The organism is Streptomyces sp. NPDC018019 (assembly GCF_044327805.1).
Lineage (GTDB): Bacteria > Actinomycetota > Actinomycetes > Streptomycetales > Streptomycetaceae > Streptomyces.
Genome location: NZ_JBIRGD010000051.1, coordinates 16,213 through 37,436, shown reverse-complemented (window position 1 = coordinate 37,436; position 21,224 = coordinate 16,213). Strand labels below are relative to the sequence as shown.

General features: G+C 69.6%; 18 protein-coding genes and 5 pseudogenes. 14 read left to right on the top strand and 9 right to left on the bottom strand.

Going from position 1 to position 21,224, the window contains the following annotated elements; translation table 11 throughout:
* Window positions 1-50: 50 nt before the first annotated feature.
* On the bottom strand, window positions 51-347 hold the full coding sequence (locus ACH4FX_RS41685) for a hypothetical protein (RefSeq protein WP_398487007.1): 297 nt from the start codon (window positions 345-347) through the stop codon (window positions 51-53).
* A 165-nt stretch (window positions 348-512) separates the two neighbouring features.
* Between ACH4FX_RS41685 and ACH4FX_RS41680 the strand changes: the two are divergent.
* Window positions 513-821, top strand: a pseudogene (locus ACH4FX_RS41680) (toxin Doc); the annotation flags it as partial.
* A gap of 788 nt (window positions 822-1,609) precedes the next feature.
* Here the strand turns inward: ACH4FX_RS41680 and ACH4FX_RS41675 are convergent.
* Entirely contained in the window at window positions 1,610-2,392 is a 783-nt protein-coding gene (locus ACH4FX_RS41675) for a helix-turn-helix domain-containing protein (protein ID WP_398487005.1), read from the bottom strand.
* Window positions 2,393-2,455: 63 nt separating this feature from the next.
* Between ACH4FX_RS41675 and ACH4FX_RS41670 the strand changes: the two genes are divergently transcribed.
* The gene (locus ACH4FX_RS41670; protein WP_398487003.1) at window positions 2,456-3,262 is read left to right on the top strand and encodes an SDR family NAD(P)-dependent oxidoreductase; all 807 of its coding nucleotides are present in this window, start codon (window positions 2,456-2,458) and stop codon (window positions 3,260-3,262) included.
* A 665-nt stretch (window positions 3,263-3,927) separates the two neighbouring features.
* Here the strand turns inward: ACH4FX_RS41670 and ACH4FX_RS41665 are convergent.
* Both ACH4FX_RS41665 and ACH4FX_RS41660 read right to left on the bottom strand, forming a co-directional pair.
* Window positions 3,928-4,614 (bottom strand): annotated as a pseudogene (locus ACH4FX_RS41665) (HAMP domain-containing protein); the annotation flags it as partial.
* Entirely contained in the window at window positions 4,607-5,302 is a 696-nt protein-coding gene (locus ACH4FX_RS41660) for a response regulator transcription factor (protein ID WP_398487001.1), read from the bottom strand. The pseudogene ACH4FX_RS41665 and the gene ACH4FX_RS41660, both read right to left, overlap by 8 nt.
* Window positions 5,303-5,388: 86 nt before the next feature.
* On the opposite strand from ACH4FX_RS41660, the gene vanY-N reads away from it, so the two are divergent.
* From vanY-N to ACH4FX_RS41645, 3 genes are all read left to right on the top strand, one after another.
* Window positions 5,389-5,940, top strand: coding sequence for a D,D-peptidase/D,D-carboxypeptidase VanY-N (gene vanY-N / locus ACH4FX_RS41655; RefSeq protein ID WP_398486999.1), 552 nt, complete (start codon window positions 5,389-5,391; stop codon window positions 5,938-5,940).
* A gap of 24 nt (window positions 5,941-5,964) precedes the next feature.
* Window positions 5,965-6,441: an AAA family ATPase gene (locus ACH4FX_RS41650; RefSeq protein WP_398487009.1), complete on the top strand. Its 477-nt coding sequence runs from the start codon at window positions 5,965-5,967 to the stop codon at window positions 6,439-6,441.
* A 208-nt stretch (window positions 6,442-6,649) separates the two neighbouring features.
* The gene (locus ACH4FX_RS41645) at window positions 6,650-7,252 is read left to right on the top strand and encodes a hypothetical protein (protein ID WP_398486997.1); all 603 of its coding nucleotides are present in this window, start codon (window positions 6,650-6,652) and stop codon (window positions 7,250-7,252) included.
* Here ACH4FX_RS41645 and ACH4FX_RS41640 read toward each other — a convergent pair.
* Entirely contained in the window at window positions 7,191-7,526 is a 336-nt protein-coding gene (locus ACH4FX_RS41640) for a hypothetical protein (RefSeq protein ID WP_398486995.1), read from the bottom strand. The two genes, ACH4FX_RS41645 and ACH4FX_RS41640, sit on opposite strands and share 62 nt — an antisense overlap.
* 505 nt (window positions 7,527-8,031) lie before the next feature.
* Here ACH4FX_RS41640 and ACH4FX_RS41635 point away from each other — a divergent pair.
* Both ACH4FX_RS41635 and ACH4FX_RS41630 read left to right on the top strand, forming a co-directional pair.
* The gene (locus tag ACH4FX_RS41635) at window positions 8,032-8,211 is read left to right on the top strand and encodes a hypothetical protein (RefSeq protein WP_398486993.1); all 180 of its coding nucleotides are present in this window, start codon (window positions 8,032-8,034) and stop codon (window positions 8,209-8,211) included.
* A gap of 45 nt (window positions 8,212-8,256) precedes the next feature.
* Window positions 8,257-8,511: a hypothetical protein gene (locus ACH4FX_RS41630; RefSeq protein ID WP_398486991.1), complete on the top strand. Its 255-nt coding sequence runs from the start codon at window positions 8,257-8,259 to the stop codon at window positions 8,509-8,511.
* Window positions 8,512-8,720: 209 nt separating this feature from the next.
* Here the strand turns inward: ACH4FX_RS41630 and ACH4FX_RS41625 are convergent, their stop codons facing one another.
* The 3 genes and pseudogenes from ACH4FX_RS41625 to ACH4FX_RS41615 all read right to left on the bottom strand — a co-directional run.
* Window positions 8,721-9,296 (bottom strand): hypothetical protein, encoded by a 576-nt coding sequence (locus ACH4FX_RS41625; RefSeq protein WP_398486989.1) that lies wholly within the window; start codon window positions 9,294-9,296, stop codon window positions 8,721-8,723.
* A gap of 358 nt (window positions 9,297-9,654) precedes the next feature.
* Complete coding sequence (locus ACH4FX_RS41620) at window positions 9,655-10,551, bottom strand: tetratricopeptide repeat protein (RefSeq protein ID WP_398486987.1); 897 nt, start codon at window positions 10,549-10,551, stop codon at window positions 9,655-9,657.
* A gap of 418 nt (window positions 10,552-10,969) precedes the next feature.
* Window positions 10,970-11,772 (bottom strand): annotated as a pseudogene (locus ACH4FX_RS41615) (S41 family peptidase); the annotation flags it as partial.
* Between the two features lie 248 nt (window positions 11,773-12,020).
* Here ACH4FX_RS41615 and ACH4FX_RS41610 point away from each other — a divergent pair.
* The 5 genes and pseudogenes from ACH4FX_RS41610 to ACH4FX_RS41590 form a co-directional block, all read left to right on the top strand.
* A pseudogene (locus ACH4FX_RS41610) lies at window positions 12,021-12,182 on the top strand (divalent metal cation transporter); the annotation flags it as partial.
* Between the two features lie 347 nt (window positions 12,183-12,529).
* The gene (locus ACH4FX_RS41605) at window positions 12,530-12,772 is read left to right on the top strand and encodes a hypothetical protein (RefSeq protein WP_398487010.1); all 243 of its coding nucleotides are present in this window, start codon (window positions 12,530-12,532) and stop codon (window positions 12,770-12,772) included.
* A gap of 239 nt (window positions 12,773-13,011) precedes the next feature.
* Window positions 13,012-13,323, top strand: coding sequence for a trypco2 family protein (locus tag ACH4FX_RS41600; protein WP_398486985.1), 312 nt, complete (start codon window positions 13,012-13,014; stop codon window positions 13,321-13,323).
* 52 nt (window positions 13,324-13,375) lie between these two features.
* Window positions 13,376-16,270, top strand: coding sequence for a trypsin-like serine protease (locus ACH4FX_RS41595; protein ID WP_398486983.1), 2,895 nt, complete (start codon window positions 13,376-13,378; stop codon window positions 16,268-16,270).
* Between the two features lie 1,406 nt (window positions 16,271-17,676).
* A pseudogene (locus tag ACH4FX_RS41590) lies at window positions 17,677-18,041 on the top strand (IS5/IS1182 family transposase); the annotation flags it as partial.
* A 43-nt stretch (window positions 18,042-18,084) separates the two neighbouring features.
* Here ACH4FX_RS41590 and ACH4FX_RS41585 read toward each other — a convergent pair.
* On the bottom strand, window positions 18,085-19,647 hold the full coding sequence (locus ACH4FX_RS41585) for an FAD-dependent monooxygenase (protein WP_398486981.1): 1,563 nt from the start codon (window positions 19,645-19,647) through the stop codon (window positions 18,085-18,087).
* Window positions 19,648-20,239: 592 nt separating this feature from the next.
* On the opposite strand from ACH4FX_RS41585, the gene ACH4FX_RS41580 reads away from it, so the two are divergent.
* Window positions 20,240-20,425, top strand: a complete 186-nt coding sequence (locus ACH4FX_RS41580) for a hypothetical protein (protein ID WP_398486979.1) — start codon at window positions 20,240-20,242, stop codon at window positions 20,423-20,425.
* On the top strand, window positions 20,422-20,781 hold the full coding sequence (locus tag ACH4FX_RS41575; RefSeq protein WP_398486977.1) for a hypothetical protein: 360 nt from the start codon (window positions 20,422-20,424) through the stop codon (window positions 20,779-20,781). Before ACH4FX_RS41580 ends, ACH4FX_RS41575 begins: the two co-directional genes overlap by 4 nt.
* The last annotated feature ends 443 nt before the right edge of the window (window positions 20,782-21,224 follow it).

The following is a 21,224-nucleotide window of genomic DNA, read 5'->3' as shown; positions in this document are numbered from 1 at the left end:
GGAGACCCGCGACGACATCCACGAGGCATTCCTGAAACTCGCCTGCTCACTCATCTGCTGGCGACGCCTGCGCCCCACGTTGCGTTAGGAGCTCTAAGCGCCCGATCCGGGCGGACCAGCCAGAACGCGGCGTATCCACCGGTGCCGTCCTGGCCGAACACACGGAAGCCGTCGCCCTTCATCTCGCTGTTGCCGGTCCACGCCTGGAACCAGTCGGCTGTCTCCTCGGCAGACAAGAAGGCCGGGAAGGGCTCGAAGTCGACATCGTCCTCGCCAATGCGGTCGAGCCGGACCGCCAGGGCAGCGGCAAGTGCGGCAGGGAACTGGCGATCTTCCTTCGGGGGCATGCGGACAGACTATCGATTACCTGGATGTGCTGCGCCTGACCTGCATGCTTGGCTCCTCGCGCTGCCGCACACTGTGAGGTGACGCGGAGGGCCTACGCGGTCTGGTACCAAGTAGATGCCGTCAGGGCACGTCAACTTCGAACTCCGCGCGCCACTCCCGAAGACGTGAGCATCTTGGGCTATTCGGTGTTCGTGGCCGCCGTTGCCCGGCACAAAACCCGCCTGCCGACCTGGCCAGCGCCGGACTCTGATGCGGCGTGGTGGGCCGCGGCGCTGCTGCACACCCTCGCGCGCCTCGAGCCGCTGCCGTACCGCAGCGGCCTGTTGGCGGCGATCGTGGCCGCGCAGTACCTGGGCCAGTCGGGCCAGGACATCGCCCCGCCCTACGGGGCGCTGTCCGAACTGGTTCGCGAGGTCCGCGACGGGGAGGGCAAGCTGCCCGTGGTCGCGGACCGGCTGCGCTCCTGGCGCATCTGGCCGGGCGTCTCCCCACGGTCGGCGCGAGTCCGTCTGGTACCAGCCGAGATCGGGTGCGCAACCGTCGGCCGCGCCGTTGCGCGGAATGCCGCGCGGTGCTTCCTCGTCACCCAAGCCGGGACGCCGCGTCGCGGTGGCCGGCGCCATCCACTGGTGCAGGGCCATGCCGCTCCCGGTGTGGGCGGATGTGGCGTGGAGTCGGGCCGATGCGAGGGCGGCCGACTGCACAGGCCCATAAGCTCACCGTCGCGATCGCCCTAGCCACCGCAGTGAGGCCCGGCAGTCCGATGGCCGCTGTGGCGCCCTTCAGCTCCCAGCGGTCGAGTGCTCCGCCCACCGGCAGCATGGCGGGCGGAGCACCGGCTCCCGCAAACAGCAGGGCGAAGCCAAGCCGGCCGTCGCCGATGCGTGCCTGGTCCCGCGCCCGGAGCAGGGAGGCACCCCCGCACTTCCCAGAAGGAGCCGAAGGCCGCGAAGGCCCCATGCTGGCAGCCAGTTGGAATGCCCCACGTAGGCCAGGTGGAACGCCCTACATACGGCCAGCCGGAATCCCCTATACGGCCGATTGCCATTTCACTCTGAACAGCCGTAACGGGTGGCGGAACACTGCGAACGATCGGCCCTACGGTCCGAGAGGACACCAAGTCCCGTTCCAGACGATCTGACACCCCCCGTTCGCCGACGAGGGACAGCCCCCGCCGAGCATCATGGCGTGCCCATGACAGGGCCGCCGGCGGGGAACAGAGCCCGAACACAACAAACTTGCCCGATGATCCCCGTATGCGTCAGAGCAGCCGGGCAAGGGCGGATTCGGAACGGCTTCCCGGCGCCGCTTGGTAGATGATGATCACTTGGTGCTCGGCGCCGCCGATGGTGAGTGCCTGCCGGCGCAAGGCGAGGTCCCCGACGCAGGGGTGGGCGAACCGTTTGAGTTCGTCGCGGGAGGGGCGCGCGTCCTGGCGTGCCCATAGGCGGCAAAAGTCCTGGTCGGCCTCCAGTTCGATGACCAGCGACGCGGTTTTTGGATCGCGCGGGTCGGCCTCGGCACGCAGGGCGGCGGCGGTCTGCGCGGCGATCTGCGGCCAGTCCGGGAACAGCCGGCGGGCGTGGGGGGCGAGGAACACGTCCCTGGCCAGGTTGTGGCCGGGTTCGTACATCGGGGCGAGCGCACGGGCCCACTTGTTGGCGGCCAGCACATCGAACCGCCGGTTGCGCACATAGGCCGGGCTGCCCGCCCACGTGTCGAGCAGGTGATGGACCTCCGCGGTGACCTCGCTCTCCGCGGGCCGTACAGGATCGGCGGCGAGGGAGAACAGGTACGCCGAGGCGTCGGCGTCCAGCTCCAGCGCCTGCGCGAGCGCCCGCAGCACCTGCGGTGAGGGGTGCCGGTCGACGCCTTGTTCCAGCCGGGTCAGATACGGCTCGCTGATCCCGGCCAGTCGGGCCAGTTCCTCGCGGCGGAGCCCGGCGACCCGTCGCCGGCCAGAGACGGGCAGATCCGCACGCGAGGGCGAAACGCGTGCCCGCCGGGCTTTGAGAAACTCCCCCAGAAGGTTGCCGGTTGCCATATCCGCAGGGTAACCCTGCAGGGGTGCTGGTTGCGGATCGGCGGGTCGTACAGGCTCAAGGGCATGAAGACCTGGTTCATCACCGGCGCGTCCCGCGGCTTCGGCCGCATCTGGGCCGAAGCCGCCCTCGCCCGCGGCGACCGTGTCGCCGTCACCGCACGCCGCCCCCATTCGCTGGAGCCCCTCACCGAGGCGTACGGGGACCGCGTCCTGCCGCTGCGCCTGGACGTCACCGACCGCGCCGCCGCCGCGATCGCCGTGGGCCGGGCCGCTGACGCCTTCGGCTGCATCGACGTGGTCGTCAACAACGCGGGCTACGGCCTGTTCGGGATGGTCGAGGAGACCACCGAGGAGCAGGCCCGCGCCCAGCTCGACACCAACTTGCTCGGACCGCTGTGGGTGACGCAGGCCGTCCTGCCGATCATGCGTGCCCAGAGCAGCGGGCACATCATGCAGGTCTCCAGTCTCGGCGGGCTCGCCGCCTTCCCCACTCTCGGCCTGTACAACGCCTCCAAGTGGGCGCTGGAAGGCATGAGTGAAGCCCTCGCCCAGGAAGTCGGCCCGCTCGGCATCCACGTCACGATCATCGAGCCCGGCCCCTACGACACCGACTGGTCCGGCGCATCCGCAGTGCACACCGAGCCCCTGCCCGCCTACGAACCGATCCGCCAGGCCCGCAAGGCCGGTGCCGCCGCCCGCGCGCCCCAGGACCCGCAGGTCACCGCCGACGTCATCCTCGAACTGGCCGACACCAGCGAGCCGCCACTGCGGCTCTTCCTCGGCGCCTACCCCTATCCCATTGTCGAAGCCGCCTACCAGCAGCGGATCGACACCTGGAACGCGTGGAAGCCGCTGGCCACCAAGGCGTGACCGGCGGATCGTTGAGAGAAACAGAAAGGAGCATGCCCAGCAGGTATCCCGGCCCGGCGCACCTCGTCGGCGCGCGCCCCGCAGCCGGAGCCTCGGCGGCGCAACGCTTCACCCGCGCCGGCCATGCCACCCAGCTCACCGCACGCGACCCCGGTCGACTTCCCGCTCCCGGCACTCGGGCGAGCCGGCGCAACCCGGCCCGCGCTCCCCGCGTACGCGCCGGAGCCCGGCGGCAGGCACCCCCCCCCCGCAGCAGCCCGGACGCCTCACCCGCCAAGGCTTCCGAGCCGGCGATCACGGCGTGCCAGCGGGAGCAGGGGCGCGGCTGCCACTCGGCGCCTTTCCAAAATGATGTCTTCCTGCGACCACCCGCGGCCACTTGACTCCCCGACACATGCCGCGAACAGGGAAAAGAAGCAGGCGACTCACAGCCACAAAAGCCCACACTGCCAGGCCACGGTGCGAAGCGATGGAAGACCCTTCAGCTTGCCTCGACTCGCCTCGGCTTGCTTCGAGCGTGCCCACCTGAGCCGGACAAGCACCGACGGCCTGAGCTCCACCGGCCTCGGCCCGCCAGCGCGGTACCGGCCCCTTCAACACTGCCCCAGGCCCCTGGACCCCGACCGTCTCCCCGCCGGCGCGGGACCGACTCCGCCCTGGCAGACGAGGAGCGTTTCCGTGGCTTCTTCCGCCAGGAGGGACAGGTCGACGTGTTCCCTGGTGAAGGACCGCTGGTTGGCTCGGCTGAGCAGGAGCAGGGCTTCGGTGAGGTCGATGGCCCGGGTGTTGACCACGCTAAGGCGCTCGAGCAGCTCGCAGGTGTCGCGGTCCGGGTCGTCGCGGGCCACGTCGAGCAGTGCCTGCGTGACCGCCAACGGGGTGCGCAGTTCGTGGGAGGCATTGGCCGCGAATCGCTGTTGTTCGGCGAGGTGGGCTTCGAGCCGCGCGAGCATGGTGTCGAAGGAGTCGGCGAGTTCGCGGAACTCATCCCGGCGGCCCGGCAGGCGGATCCGGTGCGAGAGCGGTCCGTTCGCCACCCTGCGTGTGACGTCGGTGATGCGAGTCAACGGGGCGAGCATCCGGCCGGCCAGAATCCACCCGCCCACGAGACCGAACACCAGCAGGAACGCCAGCACCATGATTCCCGCCGGGACGAAGACGACCGGGCCGAAATTGCTCGGGTCGAAGGCGCTTAGGAAGTCGGACCGATCGGGGAGTTCAAGGCTGTTCGACCTTCCTCGCAGAAGGAACAGCCACACGGCGGCGAGCAGCAAGGCGCCCGCGATCACGAGGAACCCGGCGTAGCTGAGGGTGAGCTTGAGGCGGACGCTTAACCCTTGACGCCTATCCACACTCCGCTCCCCGGTCATCGGCGTCCGGTCCGGTGTCGATGCGGTAACCGACCCCGGGCACGGTGGCGATCAGCCAGGGCTCGCCGAGGCGTTTGCGCAGGGCCGAGACCGTGATGCGCACGGCGTTGGTGAACGGGTCCGCGTTCTCGTCCCACGCTCGCTCCAGCAACTCCTCCGCGCTGACGACACCGCCTTCGGCAGCGACGAGCACTTCGAGCACAGCGAACTGCTTCCTGGTGAGCGCGATGTAGCGGCCCTCACGGTAGACCCCGCGGCGGAAGGGATCCACACGCAGGCCCGCGACCTCTCGTACAGGCGGCCTGCTGTGGGCGCGCCTGCGGTCGAGTGCTCTGAGCCTGAGTACGAGTTCCCGCATGTCGAAGGGTTTGGTGAGGTAATCGTCGGCGCCGAGCTTGAACCCGCTGGCCTTGTCGTCGAGTCGGTCGGCGGCGGTCAGCATGAGGATCGGCATGCCGCCGCCGGAAGCGACGATGTGCTGGGCGATCTCGTCACCGGTCGGTCCGGGGATGTCCCGGCCCAGGACGGCGATGGCGTAAGCGTTGGTGCTCAGCAGCTCCAGGGCGGTATCACCGTCACCGGCGATGTCGGCCGCGATGGCTTCCAGGCGCAGCCCAACGCGGATGGCCTCTGCCATGTAGGGCTCGTTCTCGACGACTAACACACGCATGGTCAGATGCTACGAGCCGGTGCATATCGCCGGTATATCGAAAACGGGATACGGGCCGGCAACGCCACGCCCCCTCGACTGGAGGCATGAACGAACCACACATTATCCCGCCTCGGCCCTGTGACCGGCTGTTCGCCCTCCTCGCGGTGGTGTTCGCCGTGCTCCTGCTGCCCGTTGCGTACGTCCGCCACCCCGGCCGCGCCCGCGAACTGGCCTGCCACTGGGTGCTGGGGATCCGGTTTCCTGCCGAGGATTTCACCGGGCTCACCGACGGTACCAGGGCGGCGTTCACCGCGGCACGCGCTGAGGCGCTCTGGCGCCACGGGCAGCTCATCGGCCTCACCTCGGGATACCGCGACCCCCTCGTCCAGCAACGGTTGTTCGACAAGGAGGTGCGCCGCGCCGGCTCACCGGCCGCGGCCCGGATGCTCGTGCTGCCACCGGAGGAATTCAGGCACGTCAAGGGCACCGCGCTGGATGTGCGCCCCTTCGAAGGCGCGCGCTGGCTCGAGGAACACGGAGCCCGCTACGGCCTCTACCGCATCTACGACAACGAGTGGTGGCACTTCGAATACCACCCGGACGTCGGCTTGCCGCCCACGGCCCAGGAGGTCGGCAATGGTCTGCAAGCTCGTTGACGAGAGGGGCAGCGTGCGGGGCGCCTGGAAGGGCGTCTCCAGGCCGCGAGGCAGCGTGCCTTCGCCGGACGAAAGCAAGAGCTCGCCGCCTTCGAAGAGGCGCCGGGCACGGGTGGCAGGGTGCTGTTTCTTCACGGCCCTGGCGGCATCGGCAAGTCGGCGCTGTTGGGACGCTTCGCCCAGCGGGCCGCAGCAGCGGATCGCGCTTCCCGGATCTCGCGTGCGACTTCCAGACGAGCGTTCAGGCGTTGGACCCACATATTGTCCGGGTCATGCTCATACCTCGCGTTGTCGGACCCCGGCGCCGTTTCGATCAGGTGCATCAGGGACGCTGCCATTCCGAAGCATCCGTCGGAGCCGAAGGCCGTTGCCAGCCGCTACGCCTCTTTGTCGGTAACCGGTGGGGCGATGCTTCCGAGGAGGCGCTCCGCCTTTTGGATGTCTTCCATCGGATCATCCTCCGATGGCATTCCCCAGTTGGCCAATTCCTCAACTTCCTGACGAACCGACATTTCCCCTCTTCGCGCTCTGCCGATCTTTCGGTGAAAGGCGAGCATATCTAGCTGAGTTCGCGCACTGCGACGCGTCCAAGACGGCGGTGTCGTGCACCATGCCGAATCCGTGACCGGCTGGTAGGACACGCCACCGACTGGGGCGGGGCGGCTACACTCTCCCGCCCCAGTCGCACCCCTGAAACCAGGAGAAGACATTGAGCGACGGCATCACGTGGCTGGCCGACGCCTGGCGCGGAGAAGCCCCCCTCCTGTTTGTCACCTTCGCACGCGGCATCAGCCCACGCGACCTCGTTGTCCGACTCGGCGCCCGGCCCGGCGAAGTGCTCGACCCGATCACCTTCGCCGAGGCCGAGCGGCTGACGTTCAACGACCGCGAATCAGCCCGCGTGGCCCGCTTCGGTGAATGCGCCAGCTGGTCATATGTGGTGGAGCAGGGCTGGCCCTCCAAGGCTTGGTGGGCTCATCCCGAGGTCTCCGCAGGAGGGATAGAAGTCTTGCACCTGACTCCGAAGCCGGACGACCCGCCCAGAGAGTGCTGGTACTACCGCGACGGCCACACGGTTGGCCGCTTCGATATCGGCGGCATCCCGGACGAGAACCTGGCGTTCCTGCTACCGGCGTTCGGGGCCGCCGGAATCCTTGATGACGACGTGAGCGAGGAGTTCGACTCGTTGCATGCGACCCTGACCGCCTTGCAGCAGCACTTCGGGCTGTCACTGCCACGCCAGGAAATCCTCAATGGACGGCTGCCCGCAGCGGTGACAGCGACCGTGCCGCCAGAAAACCTAGGGGACTGACGAGCAGGCCATCAGCAGACACCGCACAATCCGCAGCCGAGCCCCTACCACCATGGTGGGCATCATCGTCACCTTCACGATCGTCGATCTCCGCCATCAGCGCGGCACCCGTGGCGATCTCCTCCGTTGTCCAGCCGGTGATGTCGAGCAGCAGGCCGTCCAGCGGCCCGCCCACCAACTCCGCGTACGTACGGCCCGGCCGCGGGCCCGGGTGCGGGTCGTCGAAGTCCGTGCCGTAGACCCGACCGCGCAGCAGCTCCTCACCCTGGTCCATCAGCCAGGCTCCCAGCACCCACCAACAACACGGGCGGCCTTCCCGCGGGCAGGAAACGCAGTACGGCGGGCCCGGGGGGCATAGGCTGGCTGCGCCCGGGGCACCGTGCACCGCGCCTACTGGTGATCCCAGGCCGGCCTGCGGCGCGCCCACGGCGGCACATCCGAGCCCACCGACCGCGAGCCCATACGCGAAGACCGCGGCCGACTGACCCGGCGGCGGCCGCTGTCCCGGCAGACCCTGCAGTGACGTGCATGGCTGCACTGGCCGTGGGCAGCGTCGTTCCGCCTCGTTCCTCGGGGAAGATGAGCGAGGTACGGCGGGCCGGACCGGCGGCGGCCAGACGTCGGTGACGACCCGGCCCGGCCCGCCTCCGGCCGCTGCCTGCACACGTCGCCGCGCCCTACGTGCTCGCGCTCGGGTTGCCTCCCGCTGTGGTGCGCTGAATCGTACACAGGCCGGAAAGGGGGGCGCGCGGGCGGAAAGTGTGCAGGAGCTGCGGGCGGTGGCGAAGGCGTGCGCCGAGTTCGGTCCGCTGAGCGAGCCGGAGCGGGTGCGGGGCCTGGCCCGGCTGCTGGTGGTCTTGGAGGTCGACGTCGTGGACGTCTACCAGGAGGCCAAGCGCCTGGGGCTGCTCAAAAAGCAGGGTGTGGTCCGCGGACGGCTCGTCGACGGTGATGGATAACCGCGCGAGCGGCAGGCCGGGCAGCCGATGCCGGAAACTGGTGCCGTGACCAGCACCCCCGGGCCCTGGCCGGGGCGTTGCCCAGCTCATCCCCAGCCCGGTGGTTCCTCCGCGGCCGGCCGCGCCGCCGCTTCCCTGGCCGCGCTGCGCACCATCCCCGTGCACGCCGGCGTCCTGGAGGCGGCCGTCGCCCTCCTGGAGGAACTCCAGAATCCGGCGTGCGGCGAGGATGTCGCCACGGTGGCGGCCGCGGCTGTTACCGTCACCCTGCTGCGTCAGGCCCTGCATTCCGACACCTGACGCCCGCCGGGCCGCCGTCGGTCAGGCCGCCGCCTGCGGCATGGGCCTTCCCTCGGCAGCGCGGGCCGGCTCCAGACACCGCATGCAGAGGGGATCTCCGTACCCGTAGCGGTGGCACGGCTGCTGGCACCTCGCACACCTGCCGGCCTGATCGGACGGGCAGGTCAGCGCGATGCTCGGGCGGCGGGCGTGGTCATAGCGGTCAGGCCCTAATCAGTGACCTTCACGGTCCAATCACACTCACTGATGATCTGAAGCCGGCGAGTACCTGGGGTGTGCTGCTGGGTGCTGCCCTTGCCGGACTTGTCCAGCTGATTGACTATCTTGTCGTTCTTGTCGAATACGATGAAGTTGCCCTTTCCGGCGACGGCATGCATGGCCTTGCCGCAGTCGAACGTGTAGGACAGCGTCCACTCATCGCCGACCTTGAACGCGCTGGTGTTCTTCGTGCCGGAACCCGTGAGGGCGAGCACCGTAATCGGCTGGGCCTTGTGCGTGGGAGCGGGAGCCGCTTTGTGAGACGCTTCTGCTGGCATCGAAGCCGCTGTGCTTGCGGTCGACTTGTCCTTGTCGCTCTTGCCGCCGCTCTCACAGCCGGAGACAGCGGCAACGAACATGACGGCGGCGAGCGAGCCGTCGATCCCCCACTTGATACGGCGGTTCTTCTTGTCGGTCGGCTGCCGGCCGTCCTTCGGCTGGAAGTCGGACACCTTCATCCCCTTGTTCGTCTGCGGTTGCGAAACCTTCTGGCTTCGCGTGGTGCCCACCGTGACCTTGAAGTCCATCCCGCAACTTCCGGGCGGTGGGCCAGTGCCTCTGGCTGGGCAATTAGGCGGGAGGGCGGTTGCTGGCCGATCTGTCTGAGCCGTACGTTCCGGTTAGGGAAGCAGGCCGTACCTGTGATGATCGCCCTGCAGATTGCGGATACGAGCAGCCTTGGGAGCCCCAACCACACCGTGCACACGCCCACAAGGTGCAGATGACTCCCGTGATGATGGGCAGCCGCTTGGGGCACGGACACCAGGTGAAGGTTCCTGGGTCGCGCCGCCTGGCCCGGTGCATCGTACCGAAGATCACCGCCGATGCCGCCAGCAGCCCTGCGAGCGTGCCAGCGGCGGCTACCCGGGGCTCATCGCTATCCGGTCAGGATTCGACGTCATGACCGTCGCCGTCGTCGATGCGACCGAGCAGCGCGCGGGCCGCCGCGACGCGGAAGTGGTGCATGCCGAAGGCAGCCAGGGCCGCGTCATAGGCAGCCGTGGCCCGGGCCCGGGCCACGCTCTTGCAGCCCAGCCCCAGAAGAGCTGTGGCCTCGATCAGTTCGGCCGCGCCACTCCCGGCGTTGTCCGGCCCGTCAGGCAAATTCCGCCGCAGTTCCTTCGCATGCGTCACCTCGGTCAGAGCCTCGGCGTAGCGTCTTTGGCCGTTCAGACTGCGCGCCAGACCGAGCCGCAGAACGCCCTGGAGCTCTCCCGTAACGCGAAGGTCGGCGAGGGGCCCGTATTTGAACGCGCGGAGCGCGAGCGTTTTGCAGGCGAGAGCCTCAGCTTCCGCGAAACGTTCCTGCCCGTTGAGAACCTGTATCAGGCCGTGCCGAGCGGTACCGGCCAGGATTGACAACCTCGGGTCCACGCCGCGGCCGCGGTCCACGGTGCGGACGACGGCTGCGCACTCCGTCTCAGCTTCGGCATGCCGGGCGACCAAAGCCAGTGCGTGGGCGCGCTGCACGCGCAGGTTCAAGGTGTCGAAGTCGTCGGCCCCGAAGGCTTCGACAAAGACCGGCAGCACCGCGTCATACTCCGTAAGGGCCTCAGCATGACGGCCCTGGGAGTTCATCGCATTCGCGGCCACATGCAGTGCCAGCGCCGAACCCACCTTGTCGCGCCGCCGGGCCCGGGCCGCGGCAACGGACCGGGCCTCGGCCTCCGCCTCGGCATGACGTCCGGCCCGTTCCATGGCCCGGGCCGGGGCCAGGGCCGAGCGGAAGCGTTGCCTTTGCCGCTGCGCACCGTCTCGGCGGCGCCATCGCAGGAGATGCATGACTCAGATCATAGGAAAGCCGCGAACGGTGGAGCGGCCTACAGCGGTGGCTGGCACAAGACGCCTCACCAGGACTGAGCAGGCGCCACACCCGGCAGCTTGATGCGCGCTCACCCCCTCCAGCGGCCGCCGCCGGAGACGTCCTTGGAGCCCTCGCCGTCCTCCGCCATGGCCCGCACTCCGCCAGGGCCCCAGAATTCCTGCTGGCGGTGGCGGCTCGAGGACGGGGCGGCATATGCCTCGATCCCGATGACCGGCTTGACCCCGTCGAAGCCGTGGGGCCGGCTCTCGGCCCCACCCGAGTTCGGTGTACAGGCTGCCCGTGGCGATCCCGGTGAGGGCGGCTGTTTCGCGCGCAGGGCCAGGCAGTGGACCTGCGGACAGCCTGGCGGGCTCACGGAAACTGGTTCCTGATGCGTCACGGGTGATCCGGCAGCGAGGGGAGTGCGGGTGGGGATGTCGCCGGGGTGTTTTGCAACGTTGCCAGCGCGATCCGGATCGCCTCGTCAAGCTGAGGGTCGAGCCCAGCCGCGGAGCCTGCGGAGTGTGGAGAATCTCGATGTCCGGCTCGACGCCGTGGTTCTCGACGCCCCACTCGAACACCGCGAACCACGACGCGTACTTCGGCTGGGTGACCAGGGTGCCGTCGACGAGGTGGTAGCGGGAGTCGAAGCCGATGACACCGCCCCAGGTGCGGGCGCCGACGACCGGGCCGATGCCGAGCGCCTTGACGGCGGCGGTGATGATATCGCCGTCGGATGCCGAGAACTCGTTGGCGAGAGCGACGATCGGGCCGCGCGGGGCATCGCGCGGATAGCTGTACGGCTGGGCTCCGCGCGGCAGGGTCCAGCCGATGACGCGGCGGGCCAGCTTTTCGACGACGAGCTGGGAGGCGTGCCCGCCACTGTTCTCCCGTACGTCCAGGATCAGGCCCTCGCGGGCGACCTCGAGATGCAGGTCGCGGTGGAGCTGGGCCCAGCCCGAGCCGACCATGTCGGGGACGTGCAGGTAGCCGAGCCGGCCACCGGAGGCCTCGTGGACGTAGTCCCACCGGTCGGCCACCCACGCGTGGTAGCGCAGGGCACGATCGTAGGCGATCGGGATGACGACGGGGTGGCGCAGGTCGCCACCGTCGGCGGGGCGGACGGTGAGTTCGACGGGCTGTCCGGCCGAGCCGACCAGGAGGGGTGCCGGTCCGGTGGTGGGGTCGACGGGCCGGCTGACACCGACGTCTGCGAGCCCCCCGCTCGACGCAGCATCGTCCGACGACACCGCGAGATGGCCCCCGCGTCTCGTCGCCATACTCATCGGGCTCATCTGGCCGCCCCAGCTCCTGGCCGCCGCCGGCATCCTGGGGGCCAACGCCACCGCCAGCGTGGCACAGAGCTTCCACACCACTCAGGTGGCCTGGTTCGTTCTGACCGTCGTCCTCGTCTCGACGCTGCTGACCCCGTTCGTGATGAAAATGGGTGACCGACTTGGGCGAGTTGTGCCGTGCGTACGCTCCCCCCGCGGTCGCCCGGGCGCTGTGGGTGCAGGCGGAGGTGGTGGCCATGGCCACCGACCTCGCCGAGTTCGTCGGAGGGGCCGTCGCCCTGCACAACCTGTTCGGTGCCGCCCTGCTGCCGGCCGCCTTCATCGTCGCCGCGGTCTCGCTGGTCCTGCTGACCCTCGCGCCCGAAGGTCGCCGTCGCCGAGTGCCTCGTGCAGGAGCCTGCAGGCGGACCGGCTTTCTGACGCTGTCTCTCGAAGTTCCTCGAACGCGGTCGATGGATGAACACAGTCAAAAAGTGGTACGGGGCGCCGTACGGTCCTGCTGCGCTGATCGAAGACCGCCACCACCAAGGGACAGATCAAGACGGGCCCGTGCGGCAAGAACGGCAAGGGCGGCTACTGGGGCCGCGGCACCGCCCAGACCGGCAGTTGCGGCCCCAACGGCTCCGCGGCGCACGCCTGGTGCGCCGATTTCGTCGGCCGGGTGTGGTGGAGGAACGGCGTCGGCGGCAAGCTGCGCAAGCTCAACAACCTCGCCTCCAGCATCACCAAGGGCGTCCCGATGCATTCCAAGCCGAAGATCGGCAACGCCGTCCTCTACAACCAGCACACCTCGGGCATCGGGGATGACCACGCGGCGATCGTGGTACGCATCTCCGGCTCGGAGATCACCGTCGTGGGCGGCAACCAGGGCAGCCACCCCGGCAAGGTGAGTTCCCACACCTGAACCGCCCGGCATTCGCGGAGGTTGCCTTCACGGGAGAGGCAGAAGCGCCGGTGGGGTCCTGGGCAGGAGGGCCGTTGCGTGCGTGGGGCGATCGTTCCGGGTCGGCAGGTGTTTGCTGGTCCCCCGCCCCGGGGAGTTCGGGACCGGGGTAGGTTCGAACCGAAGCGGGCCGGCGCACGTTCGGCCACGCTCGCTTTGCGTCGTCCGGGTGTCAGGGTCAGCCGTCAGGGGGGATCGACGTGTCGCAGGAACCATGGGCCGAGCTGGGGGAGACCATCAGCGCGATTCGTGCCGAGTTGCAGAGCGCCTTGGAAGCAGGCAGGGAGGAGTCCTTGAAATTCAGGACCGGTCCGGTGGAGCTCGAATTCACCGTGGAGGTCAAGAAAGACAGCGGGACCAAGGCCAGAGTCTTCGTTCTTCCCTGGACGGTTGAGGCCCATGGTGCGGCAAGCGTGGGTCGGACCCACCGCGTCAAGCTCATCCTGCAACCGGTCGACGGCGACGACAACGATCTGAGGATCTCCGCCGACTCTCCGCAGCGTCCGAAATAGCCGCGAACGGCCGCATGGAGAACGGTTCGTCGGTTGAGGATGAGGACGGGGGATGGAACAGGCACGGGTCACTGAGATCTGGAATCCGGTCCTTGGGAAGTCGGGCAGCGGGTACCTGATCGGTGACGACGTGGTGCTCACTGCGCACCACGTCGTGGAGGGGATCCGTATGCGCGGCAGTGTGGAGGTCCGGCAGCTGGATCCGGAAGGCCGCACGGACTGGACGGCTGCCGAACTGATGTGGCTGCCGGACGCAGCAGCTTCGGAGGTATCGCGGGACGCGGACGCTGCGCTGCTGCGGATCACCGGGCCGGACTGGCAACCGCCGGTGGCTCCGCCGGTACGATTCGGGCGGATCGTGGGCAGGAACCGCGTGCCCTGCCTCGGACTGGGCTTCCCCGATGCGGTCGTCCGTCCCGACCATGTACGGGACACCATGCCGATACGTGGCCATGTGGACCCGTTGCACGGCATGAAGTCGCGGTTGACCACGGTGCATGTCGACGTGGGCATCGTGCCACCGAGCCGCTCGGAATGGCACGGCAGCTCTGGGGCGGGGCTGCTGTGCGGACCCCACCTGATCGCGGTCGTGACGATGGGCAAGAGCATCGCGCCCGGTGTGCTGGAGGCCGTACCCGTCAGCGTCCTGGCCGAACTGCCGGGATTCGAGCAGACCTTGCGTGCCCATGGTGTCCACTTCGTCACCGAGGACATCGGCGAGGCGTCTCCGGACTCCGACGACGAGCCGGACTACGGACCGATTGCCCTACCGCCACCCTCGTCACGGCACCTCCTGAAGGAGGCGCTGGTGCCCGCCGCAGGAGGGACGATGACGATCCTGGCGCTCTTGGCGCTGGCCCCGCCGGTGCCGGGCGTCACCTGGCCGATCGGATCGACACTCTCCGGCGTTCTGGCCGGATGGGGAATCCAACGACTGTGTGGACCGGGGTCGGCAGGGGCCGACCGTGAAGCCGCAGTCGCGAGGCTGCGCGAGGCCGTCCGGGGGGAGGTCAAGCGACGCCGTTGGCAACTGTTGGGCAACGACCGCAAGGCCATCAACGTCACTTTCGTCACCGTGCCGCAGGGCGGCAGGGACGCGGACACGGCCTGGCCGTGCGGGGACTTCGACGGCATCGCCCGCTACCTGGACGCGCTTTGGCCGAAGCGACTGGCCATCCTCGGCGGCCCCGGCTCGGGCAAAACGCTCCTGGCTTATGAACTCGTCCATCGGGTGCTCGCCCGCAAGCACTACGACGGTCCGGTACCGGTGCCGGTCGGTCTGTCGGAGTGGGACACCAGCGTGACGTTCGCCGACTGGTTCAGCACTCGGCTGGGCCAGGAGTACCTGGGCGGTTCCGAGACCAGGGCGCGGGACTTGCTGGCGTCCGGGCGCATCATGCCGGTCCTGGACGGCCTCGACGAGATGGACCCTCCGGACAGCGGACGGCCGAGGGCCCTTGCCGCGCTGGCCCAGCTGAACCGGTACGCCGGCCCCTTGGCGCTGACCTGCCGTGCGGACGAGTACGCCGAGCTCGCCGATCAGCGTCTGCTGGACTGTGCGACGGTACGGATCGAGGAAGTCCGGCCCGCCGACGGCTGGCGTTTCCTGGACGAGCGGACCAGGAACAGGGCCCGGCTCGCCGTGTTGAAGGACGATCTCTTCGCCACGGGGACTGCCACCGCAGCGGTGCTGTCCTCCCCGTGGATGCTCACCTTGGCGTCACTGGCATCGCAGACGGAGACCGGAACCGCGAAACTCCGCTCCTTTCTCGGGGTACCGGCCGCGGGCGGCCAGGAGCAGGAGGAGCTGCACGCGGCGTTGCTGGAGGAACTCATCCCGTCCTTGTGCGATCCGGATCCGGCCGGCCGGCGCCGGCCGTATCGGGCGGACGACGTGACTCAGTGGCTGCGGCTGCTCATCACAAGCCTGCGCGGCGGCCACGCGGCACCGGCCGACGGCAGAGGTGACGTCGTACCGACCCGGGATTTGGCCATCCATACGCTGTGGCCGGTCGCCGGGCCGCGCAGCGCCCGCTATGCCGCCGCAGCGATCACCGTCGCCTGCTGGCTGCCCGCCCTGTGCTCCTTGGCGGTCTGCCTCCACCGCAACCACGCCCTGCCGCTGCCTGGCGCAGTACTGCTCGCGATGCTGACCCCCGCGCCGCTGCTGTCGGCCTGGAACGCACGTGCACGATACGTCCAGCCCCGCCGCATCCTGTTCCAGCGGCTGCGCAGCAGACTCGGCTGGAGCCGGATCGCCCTGGGGGCCACACTGGGCGGCGTCCTCATGCTGCCGCTGACGCCCCTGTTCGGTCCGGGCTTCGCGCTGGCCGCCGGCGCCGGGTTCGCAGCCGTCTTCGGCCTCGGCCTGGCGCTGTCGGTACGGGCGGACATCGACCGCCGCCACCTGGTGGCGGTCAGCACCCCGTCTGCCCTGGCGGTGACAGTGGCGGCCGGGTTCCTCGCCGGCCGGCTCGGCGATTTCATCGGTCTCACCGCGGGATGCGGAGCCGGAGCCATCGGGCTGACGGCGGGAGTCCCCGCAGCGCTGCGTGCCGCTCGGCGCAACAACGGAGGAGACCCGGACCCGAATCCGCCCGGAGTGCCCTCACCGCTGTCCCCACTGCGCAACGACGCGATGGCAGGGCTGGTGTCCGGTGCCGCCGTCGTGGCCCTCACGCTCTATGCAACGCTGAGCGTCGCATGGTTGCGAGTCTCCTGGCCACTCGCCGTCATCACGGCCCTGGCCTGCGGTGTGGCTGCCGGGCCCGGCTTTGTCGCGGTCACCAGTCGCCAGTACATCGGCCTGCTAGCGGCCACCCGCGGAAAGCTCCCGTTGCGCTTGGCCGCCTTCCTCCGCTGGTGCCAAGAGCAAGGTTTGCTGAGGTCGGCCGGCACCGTCTATCAGATACGCCACGACGAACTGCTCGAATGGCTCCGGCGCTGACCGCTGCTTGCGCGACACTGCCGTTCAGTATGCGGCGTGCTGAGGACCCGCCAACGCACAAGGAAGTGTCCTCTTACGGCCAGCCGTCCGTGTCGACACCGTTGCCGCTCTCCGCCAACTTTTCGGCTCGGTACCGGGCCTCGAAGCGCGGGCCGACATTCTTGCGCCCGTTCTGCGAGCTCCGCCTCAGCCTGCGGCCGAGCTGGGATGCGTTCAGGTCACCGCACGGCCCGAACCGGTTGCCGACTCGCACGAAGACGCCCTGTGATTTTGCAGTCCAGGCCCCGGGCATCTCGCACTTGCTGCGCCACGCAGTCCGTCAGTCGCGCGCGCCAGAGGCCCAGACGCCAGGACACCGAAATGTAAGGTCCACGTACGCGGGTCCGCGAGTCGATACTGCGCGTGGCCGCAACCGGACAGCTCGTCGGCGCCCACACCGTCCACCGCCTCGCTTGACCACCGCGCCCCGGAATGCCGCCTCACGAGTTCGCAACCGAAGAGCACAACAATATGGCCGCGGTACGCCGAGGCCCCTCGGTTGCTGTCCCCGTTGCTGTACCGCAGCACAGCAACGGGGACAGGTGAACGACTGGTCACACCGGCTGTGACCCCCTGAAGCGTGACATCCATGATGCTTTGGATCTTCATCGCTATGGCCTTGGTTCTCGGAACCATAACCATTTGGCTGTCCTTGCACAGCAGAGGTGAGCAGCAGGAAAGCGCTTGCCGGTGACCACGCCGGCGGCGCGGAAAGAATTTGAGGAACCAGCCTCGGGGCGAGTGATCAGCGACCTTACGCTGCTTCGCGAGACGGCCAGGTCCTTGCTGCCTGCGGCGGCCCGATGCGGCACCCGAGCACACCTGTGCTGACCGGGGGCAGCAGTCTCCGGCTCAACCAGACCACCGCAGGCAGGGTGTCAAGCCACTGCGTGAGGGGCCCAACCGGCCGCTGCGGCCTGGCCGGATGGCGAGTGCGGATTTGCAGAGGACGGCAGACACCTCGCCTCTGGTGCAGGTGACGACCTCGATGTGCTCGGTCGTGCCGGCGCAACTGAGGTGGCGGCCCTCATGCCTGGCGATGCCGCCCAGCACCAGGCACTCGCGGGACGGAGGGTGGGGCTGTTTCTTCGCGTTCCCGGCGTTTTCTCGCGACCTCTTGCCTCATGAGGTCGTCGGTGCGGGTGCTGTGCCAGATGGTGCCCTTCCACTTCACGTACCGATGCTCGCGGTCACGGAGGAAGACCGGCTTGAGGTGTCGGTGGAAGAGGAGCGTGCGGCCCTGGTCCCGACGGCTGTGGCGGAACCACATTGCGCTCTTCTCGTGCCGGGCGAGCCGGTTCACCGCGAGGCCGGGGAGGGGGCCGCCCGCAAGTCCGGCCGGGCGTGTAGGTGATCTGGGGCGGGCGCTGCTCGCGGCGCTGGTCACCGCGGCCAGCGTCCGGGACCCCGTCGCCGGCACCCGGCTGATCGACCACGTCGCCGCCGCTCACCCCCGCCCGCGCAAGGCTTGGGCCGACGGCGGCCACCGCCAGCACCTCGTCGAGCACGCCGCCGACTCGACATCGACATGGAAATCGTCCAACGCGTCCCGGGGCCAGGGGTTGACTCGGTTCCAAAGCGGTGGGCGGCGGACCGGACGCCGGGGTGGCTCATGTTCCACCGCCGCCTGGCCCGCGATGACGAGACCCTGCCCGCCCGCTCCGAAGCCGTGATCCACCTCGCCATGACCGACCTGGGCGGCCGCCACACCGGGTGGGGGCGGCAGCCGTGGGTGGGATCGGCTCGTGGTTCGCGTCAGTCAGCAGAGCGGCGGATCAGCCAGGCGTCACCGCACCCTCTGGCGTTCCGAACCACTCCTTCAGCGCCTCCGCCAGCCCGGCCGTCGATGTCGGCGCCTGTGCCCCTGCGTCGGCCGCCCAGGCAGTGAAGCCGTCCGGTCGGATGAGGACCGCCGCCAGTTCCGGGCGGGACGGGCAGTCGGCCGTCAGGGTGTCGACGCGGCCGGCATACCCCGCAGCCAGGGCCCGGAGCTCCGGGTCGTCGGTGAGGTCGAGCAGGAGTGCCCGGCCGCCGTGGAGGTGGTCCGCGAGGCGGCTGCCGTCGGCGAGTTCGAGGTCCGGGGCGCTGCGGCCGGTCAGCGGGTGCGCGCCCGTCAGCTCGTAGCGCACCCCGGCGCTGTTGAGCCGGGCGGTGAGGTATGTGGTGCCCGTGACCGTCTCCGCCAGGTCGCTGACGATCTCGCGCAGGGCCCGGGACTGCGGGTCCGGGCGCATGGCCGCGACCTGGGAACGGGTCCAGTCAAGGATCCCTGCGCCGACCGGGTGCCGTTCGGCGGTGTAGGTGTCCAGCAGCACTTCCGGCGCCCGGCCGCCGATCACCGCGGCGAGCTTCCAGCCGAGGTTCATCGCGTCCCCGATACCCAGGCTCAGCCCCTGGCTGCCGAACGCGGAGTGCACGTGCGCCGCGTCGCCCGCCAGCAGCACCCGGCCCTTGCGGTAGTCGGTGACCTGGCGGGCGTGGTCGGTGAAGCGGGTCGCGGTCCGCACCCCGGTGATCGTGACGTCCACGCCGGAGACACGGCGCAGCCTCGCCTGGAGGTCCTCGGTGGTGACCGGCGCGTCCCGGTCGGCCGGCGGGCCGTCGAACTCCACGGTGACGATGCGCCCCGGCATCGGCCCGTGGGCGTAGACCCCGGTGTCCGTGGCGGCCCAGCCGACCGTCAGGTCCTCGGCGCCGGTCATCTCCACGACCGCCTGGTGACAGGTGATCTCCGGGTCCGTACCGGGGAATGCGAACCCCGCGAGCTTGCGGACCGTGCTGCGGCCGCCGTCGCAGCCCACGAGCCAGCCGGCGCGTATGACCCCGTGGCTGGTCCGCACCGTGACGGCCCCGTCGTCCGCGTCGAAGCCGGTCAGCTCCACTCCCCGGCGCACGTCGACGCCGAGCTCGTCCGCCCGCCCGCCGAGCAGCCGCTCGATGTCCTGCTGCGCCACGAACGCGATCTCGGCGGCGGGTCCGGCGTCGCCGAGACCCGGCTCCGTACGGTCGACCAGGCCGGCGCGCAGCATGATTCCGGCGAAGTGCCCGACGAACCCGAGCCCTTGGCCCCCGGCCCCGCCTCCGTCCCCGCCGTTGCGTTCGCGCATGAATGCCTGGAAGCGGTCCATCGCCTGCCGCTGCACCTCGGCCAGCGCGGGCAGCATGCCCCGGCGGTAGAGCGCCTCGGCGCCGGGCGTGGTGATCGCCCCGCCCTTGATCGTCGGGTCCACTTCGGTGCGGCGCTCCAGGACGGCCACCCGCGCGCCTCCGAGCCGGAGCTCGCAGGCCAGCATCAGTCCGACCGGGCCGCCTCCGGCCACCACTACGTCATAGTCCATGGCGCCGACTATGACCGAGGGCCGGGAAGGCCAAAAAAGCGCAGCGGCGTCAAGGAGCCAACCCCGCGAGGAGGGACGGGAAACGGGCCATCCACGCTCGTCCTCAGCTGCCTCACCCGCCCCCGCCGGTGTCCCGGCCGGGGGTGTGCTGCGCCAGGCCGCCGTCGACCGGGAGACGACGAGCACCGGTGAGCGATGAGACTCCCGCCCCCGGAGAGGAGGACGGCAAGGCCACGGCGCCGTGCTGCCGGGTCGGTCATCGTGCGGGCCGGCTTGATCTGCGCTCTTTTCCCCGTTTTGCGGCCGTGTTCCGATGCGGGTGCCGGCCGGGCGGGGCCGCGCCGGCCGGCGGTGGTGCCCCACCCTTAGGACGAGAGGAGCAGGACAGCACATTCGCGTGACGATTCCCCTGCCCGAGGAACAGCCCGCGGGCAAGGTCTGCTTCGACCTCACACACAGCACCGACGGCTACGTCAACGCCAGCGAGGCGCCCATCTGCTGATGACGGTCGCGATGATCAAGCCGGAGTCGGACAAGCCGCCCTTCACCTGGCACCCCGCCAGGGTGACCCTCGGTCTCGGGGCAGCGTGGAGTGCTGTACGAAGGCTTCACCTACGCCGAGTGGCTCTCCGTGGCAGAAGAGGGCACCTTCGCCGAAAAGCCTTTGCTGCGCGAGCAGGCCGCCTCGCTCACTCCCGAGGTCTACGAATACCTGCGGCGCACCTTCAAGGACATGAAGAGCCTGCCCATACCCACAAAGGGTTCGGCCAGAAGATGACCGGCGCGGCCGCGCGGTACGCGAAGGACGTGACCGTGCCCTTACGGGTCTACTCCCGCGCGCAGCTCGACACCCTGGGCATCAGCTACAAGAAGTCGGGCGAGGACTACCAGCGCCCCACGGTGCAGTACGCCTACCGCAGCAAGTGGTTCACGCGCTCCCAGTACGTCGATGACGAGGCGGGTGTGACCACCCGCTCCGGGATCGAGCCCGCGGCCTTCACCCGCGCGACCCTGCGGGTGGCCAGCCCCGGACCGGAGGAGACGGCGATCGGCTGGGGCCGTGTCGGCGGCAGCGACGCACTGAACGGCTGCGGAACAGGGGCGCCCGCGTTTCGCCTGGTCACGGCTGCCTGATCAGATGGTGGGGCGATTGAGCTGGGCCATGAGCTCGCGGGCGGAGGCGAGGTCGTCCTCACGCTTTTGAAGCCTCAGCTCCAGGCCGATCGGCGGTTGTTCGAGGGGGGATCCGGGGCTAGAGCTGTTCGGTGTCCTCAGGGCCGCCGATGTCGCACTCGCGCCACACCTGTTCGCCCAGCACCTCGCTGAGGCGGGCCTCCAGGCGCCGGACCTGGGCGGCGAAGCGAGCGGTGCGGGCGCCGGCGGCCAGAAGGCCGGCTTGCGGTGAGGCACGACTGACAGCCGGGCTGCGGCTGCCGGGGGCAGCGGGCGGCTCGGCCCTGACACCTGGCCACTTCCGTGGGGCGACAGGCCGCAAACGTCACGGGTGGGCCCGCCGCTTCGCCGGTTGGCGTACTCCGGACGCGTGCTGCCCCCGGCGCACGCCGTATGCCGAGGCG

Excerpts from the sequence above, each read along its gene's own strand:
- ACH4FX_RS41660 (WP_398487001.1), bottom strand. The coding sequence starts at position 5,302 with ATGCGTGTGTTAGTCGTCGAGAACGAGCCCTACATGGCAGAGGCCATC.
- ACH4FX_RS41585 (WP_398486981.1), bottom strand. The coding sequence starts at position 19,647 with ATGGACTATGACGTAGTGGTGGCCGGAGGCGGCCCGGTCGGACTGATG.
- vanY-N (WP_398486999.1), top strand. The coding sequence starts at position 5,389 with ATGAACGAACCACACATTATCCCGCCTCGGCCCTGTGACCGGCTGTTC.
- ACH4FX_RS41620 (WP_398486987.1), bottom strand. The coding sequence starts at position 10,551 with ATGCATCTCCTGCGATGGCGCCGCCGAGACGGTGCGCAGCGGCAAAGG.
- ACH4FX_RS41575 (WP_398486977.1), top strand. The coding sequence starts at position 20,422 with ATGACCGGCGCGGCCGCGCGGTACGCGAAGGACGTGACCGTGCCCTTA.
- ACH4FX_RS41640 (WP_398486995.1), bottom strand. The coding sequence starts at position 7,526 with ATGGACCAGGGTGAGGAGCTGCTGCGCGGTCGGGTCTACGGCACGGAC.
- ACH4FX_RS41685 (WP_398487007.1), bottom strand. The coding sequence starts at position 347 with ATGCCCCCGAAGGAAGATCGCCAGTTCCCTGCCGCACTTGCCGCTGCC.
- ACH4FX_RS41595 (WP_398486983.1), top strand. The coding sequence starts at position 13,376 with ATGGAACAGGCACGGGTCACTGAGATCTGGAATCCGGTCCTTGGGAAG.
- ACH4FX_RS41670 (WP_398487003.1), top strand. The coding sequence starts at position 2,456 with ATGAAGACCTGGTTCATCACCGGCGCGTCCCGCGGCTTCGGCCGCATC.
- ACH4FX_RS41675 (WP_398487005.1), bottom strand. The coding sequence starts at position 2,392 with ATGGCAACCGGCAACCTTCTGGGGGAGTTTCTCAAAGCCCGGCGGGCA.
- ACH4FX_RS41625 (WP_398486989.1), bottom strand. The coding sequence starts at position 9,296 with ATGGACTTCAAGGTCACGGTGGGCACCACGCGAAGCCAGAAGGTTTCG.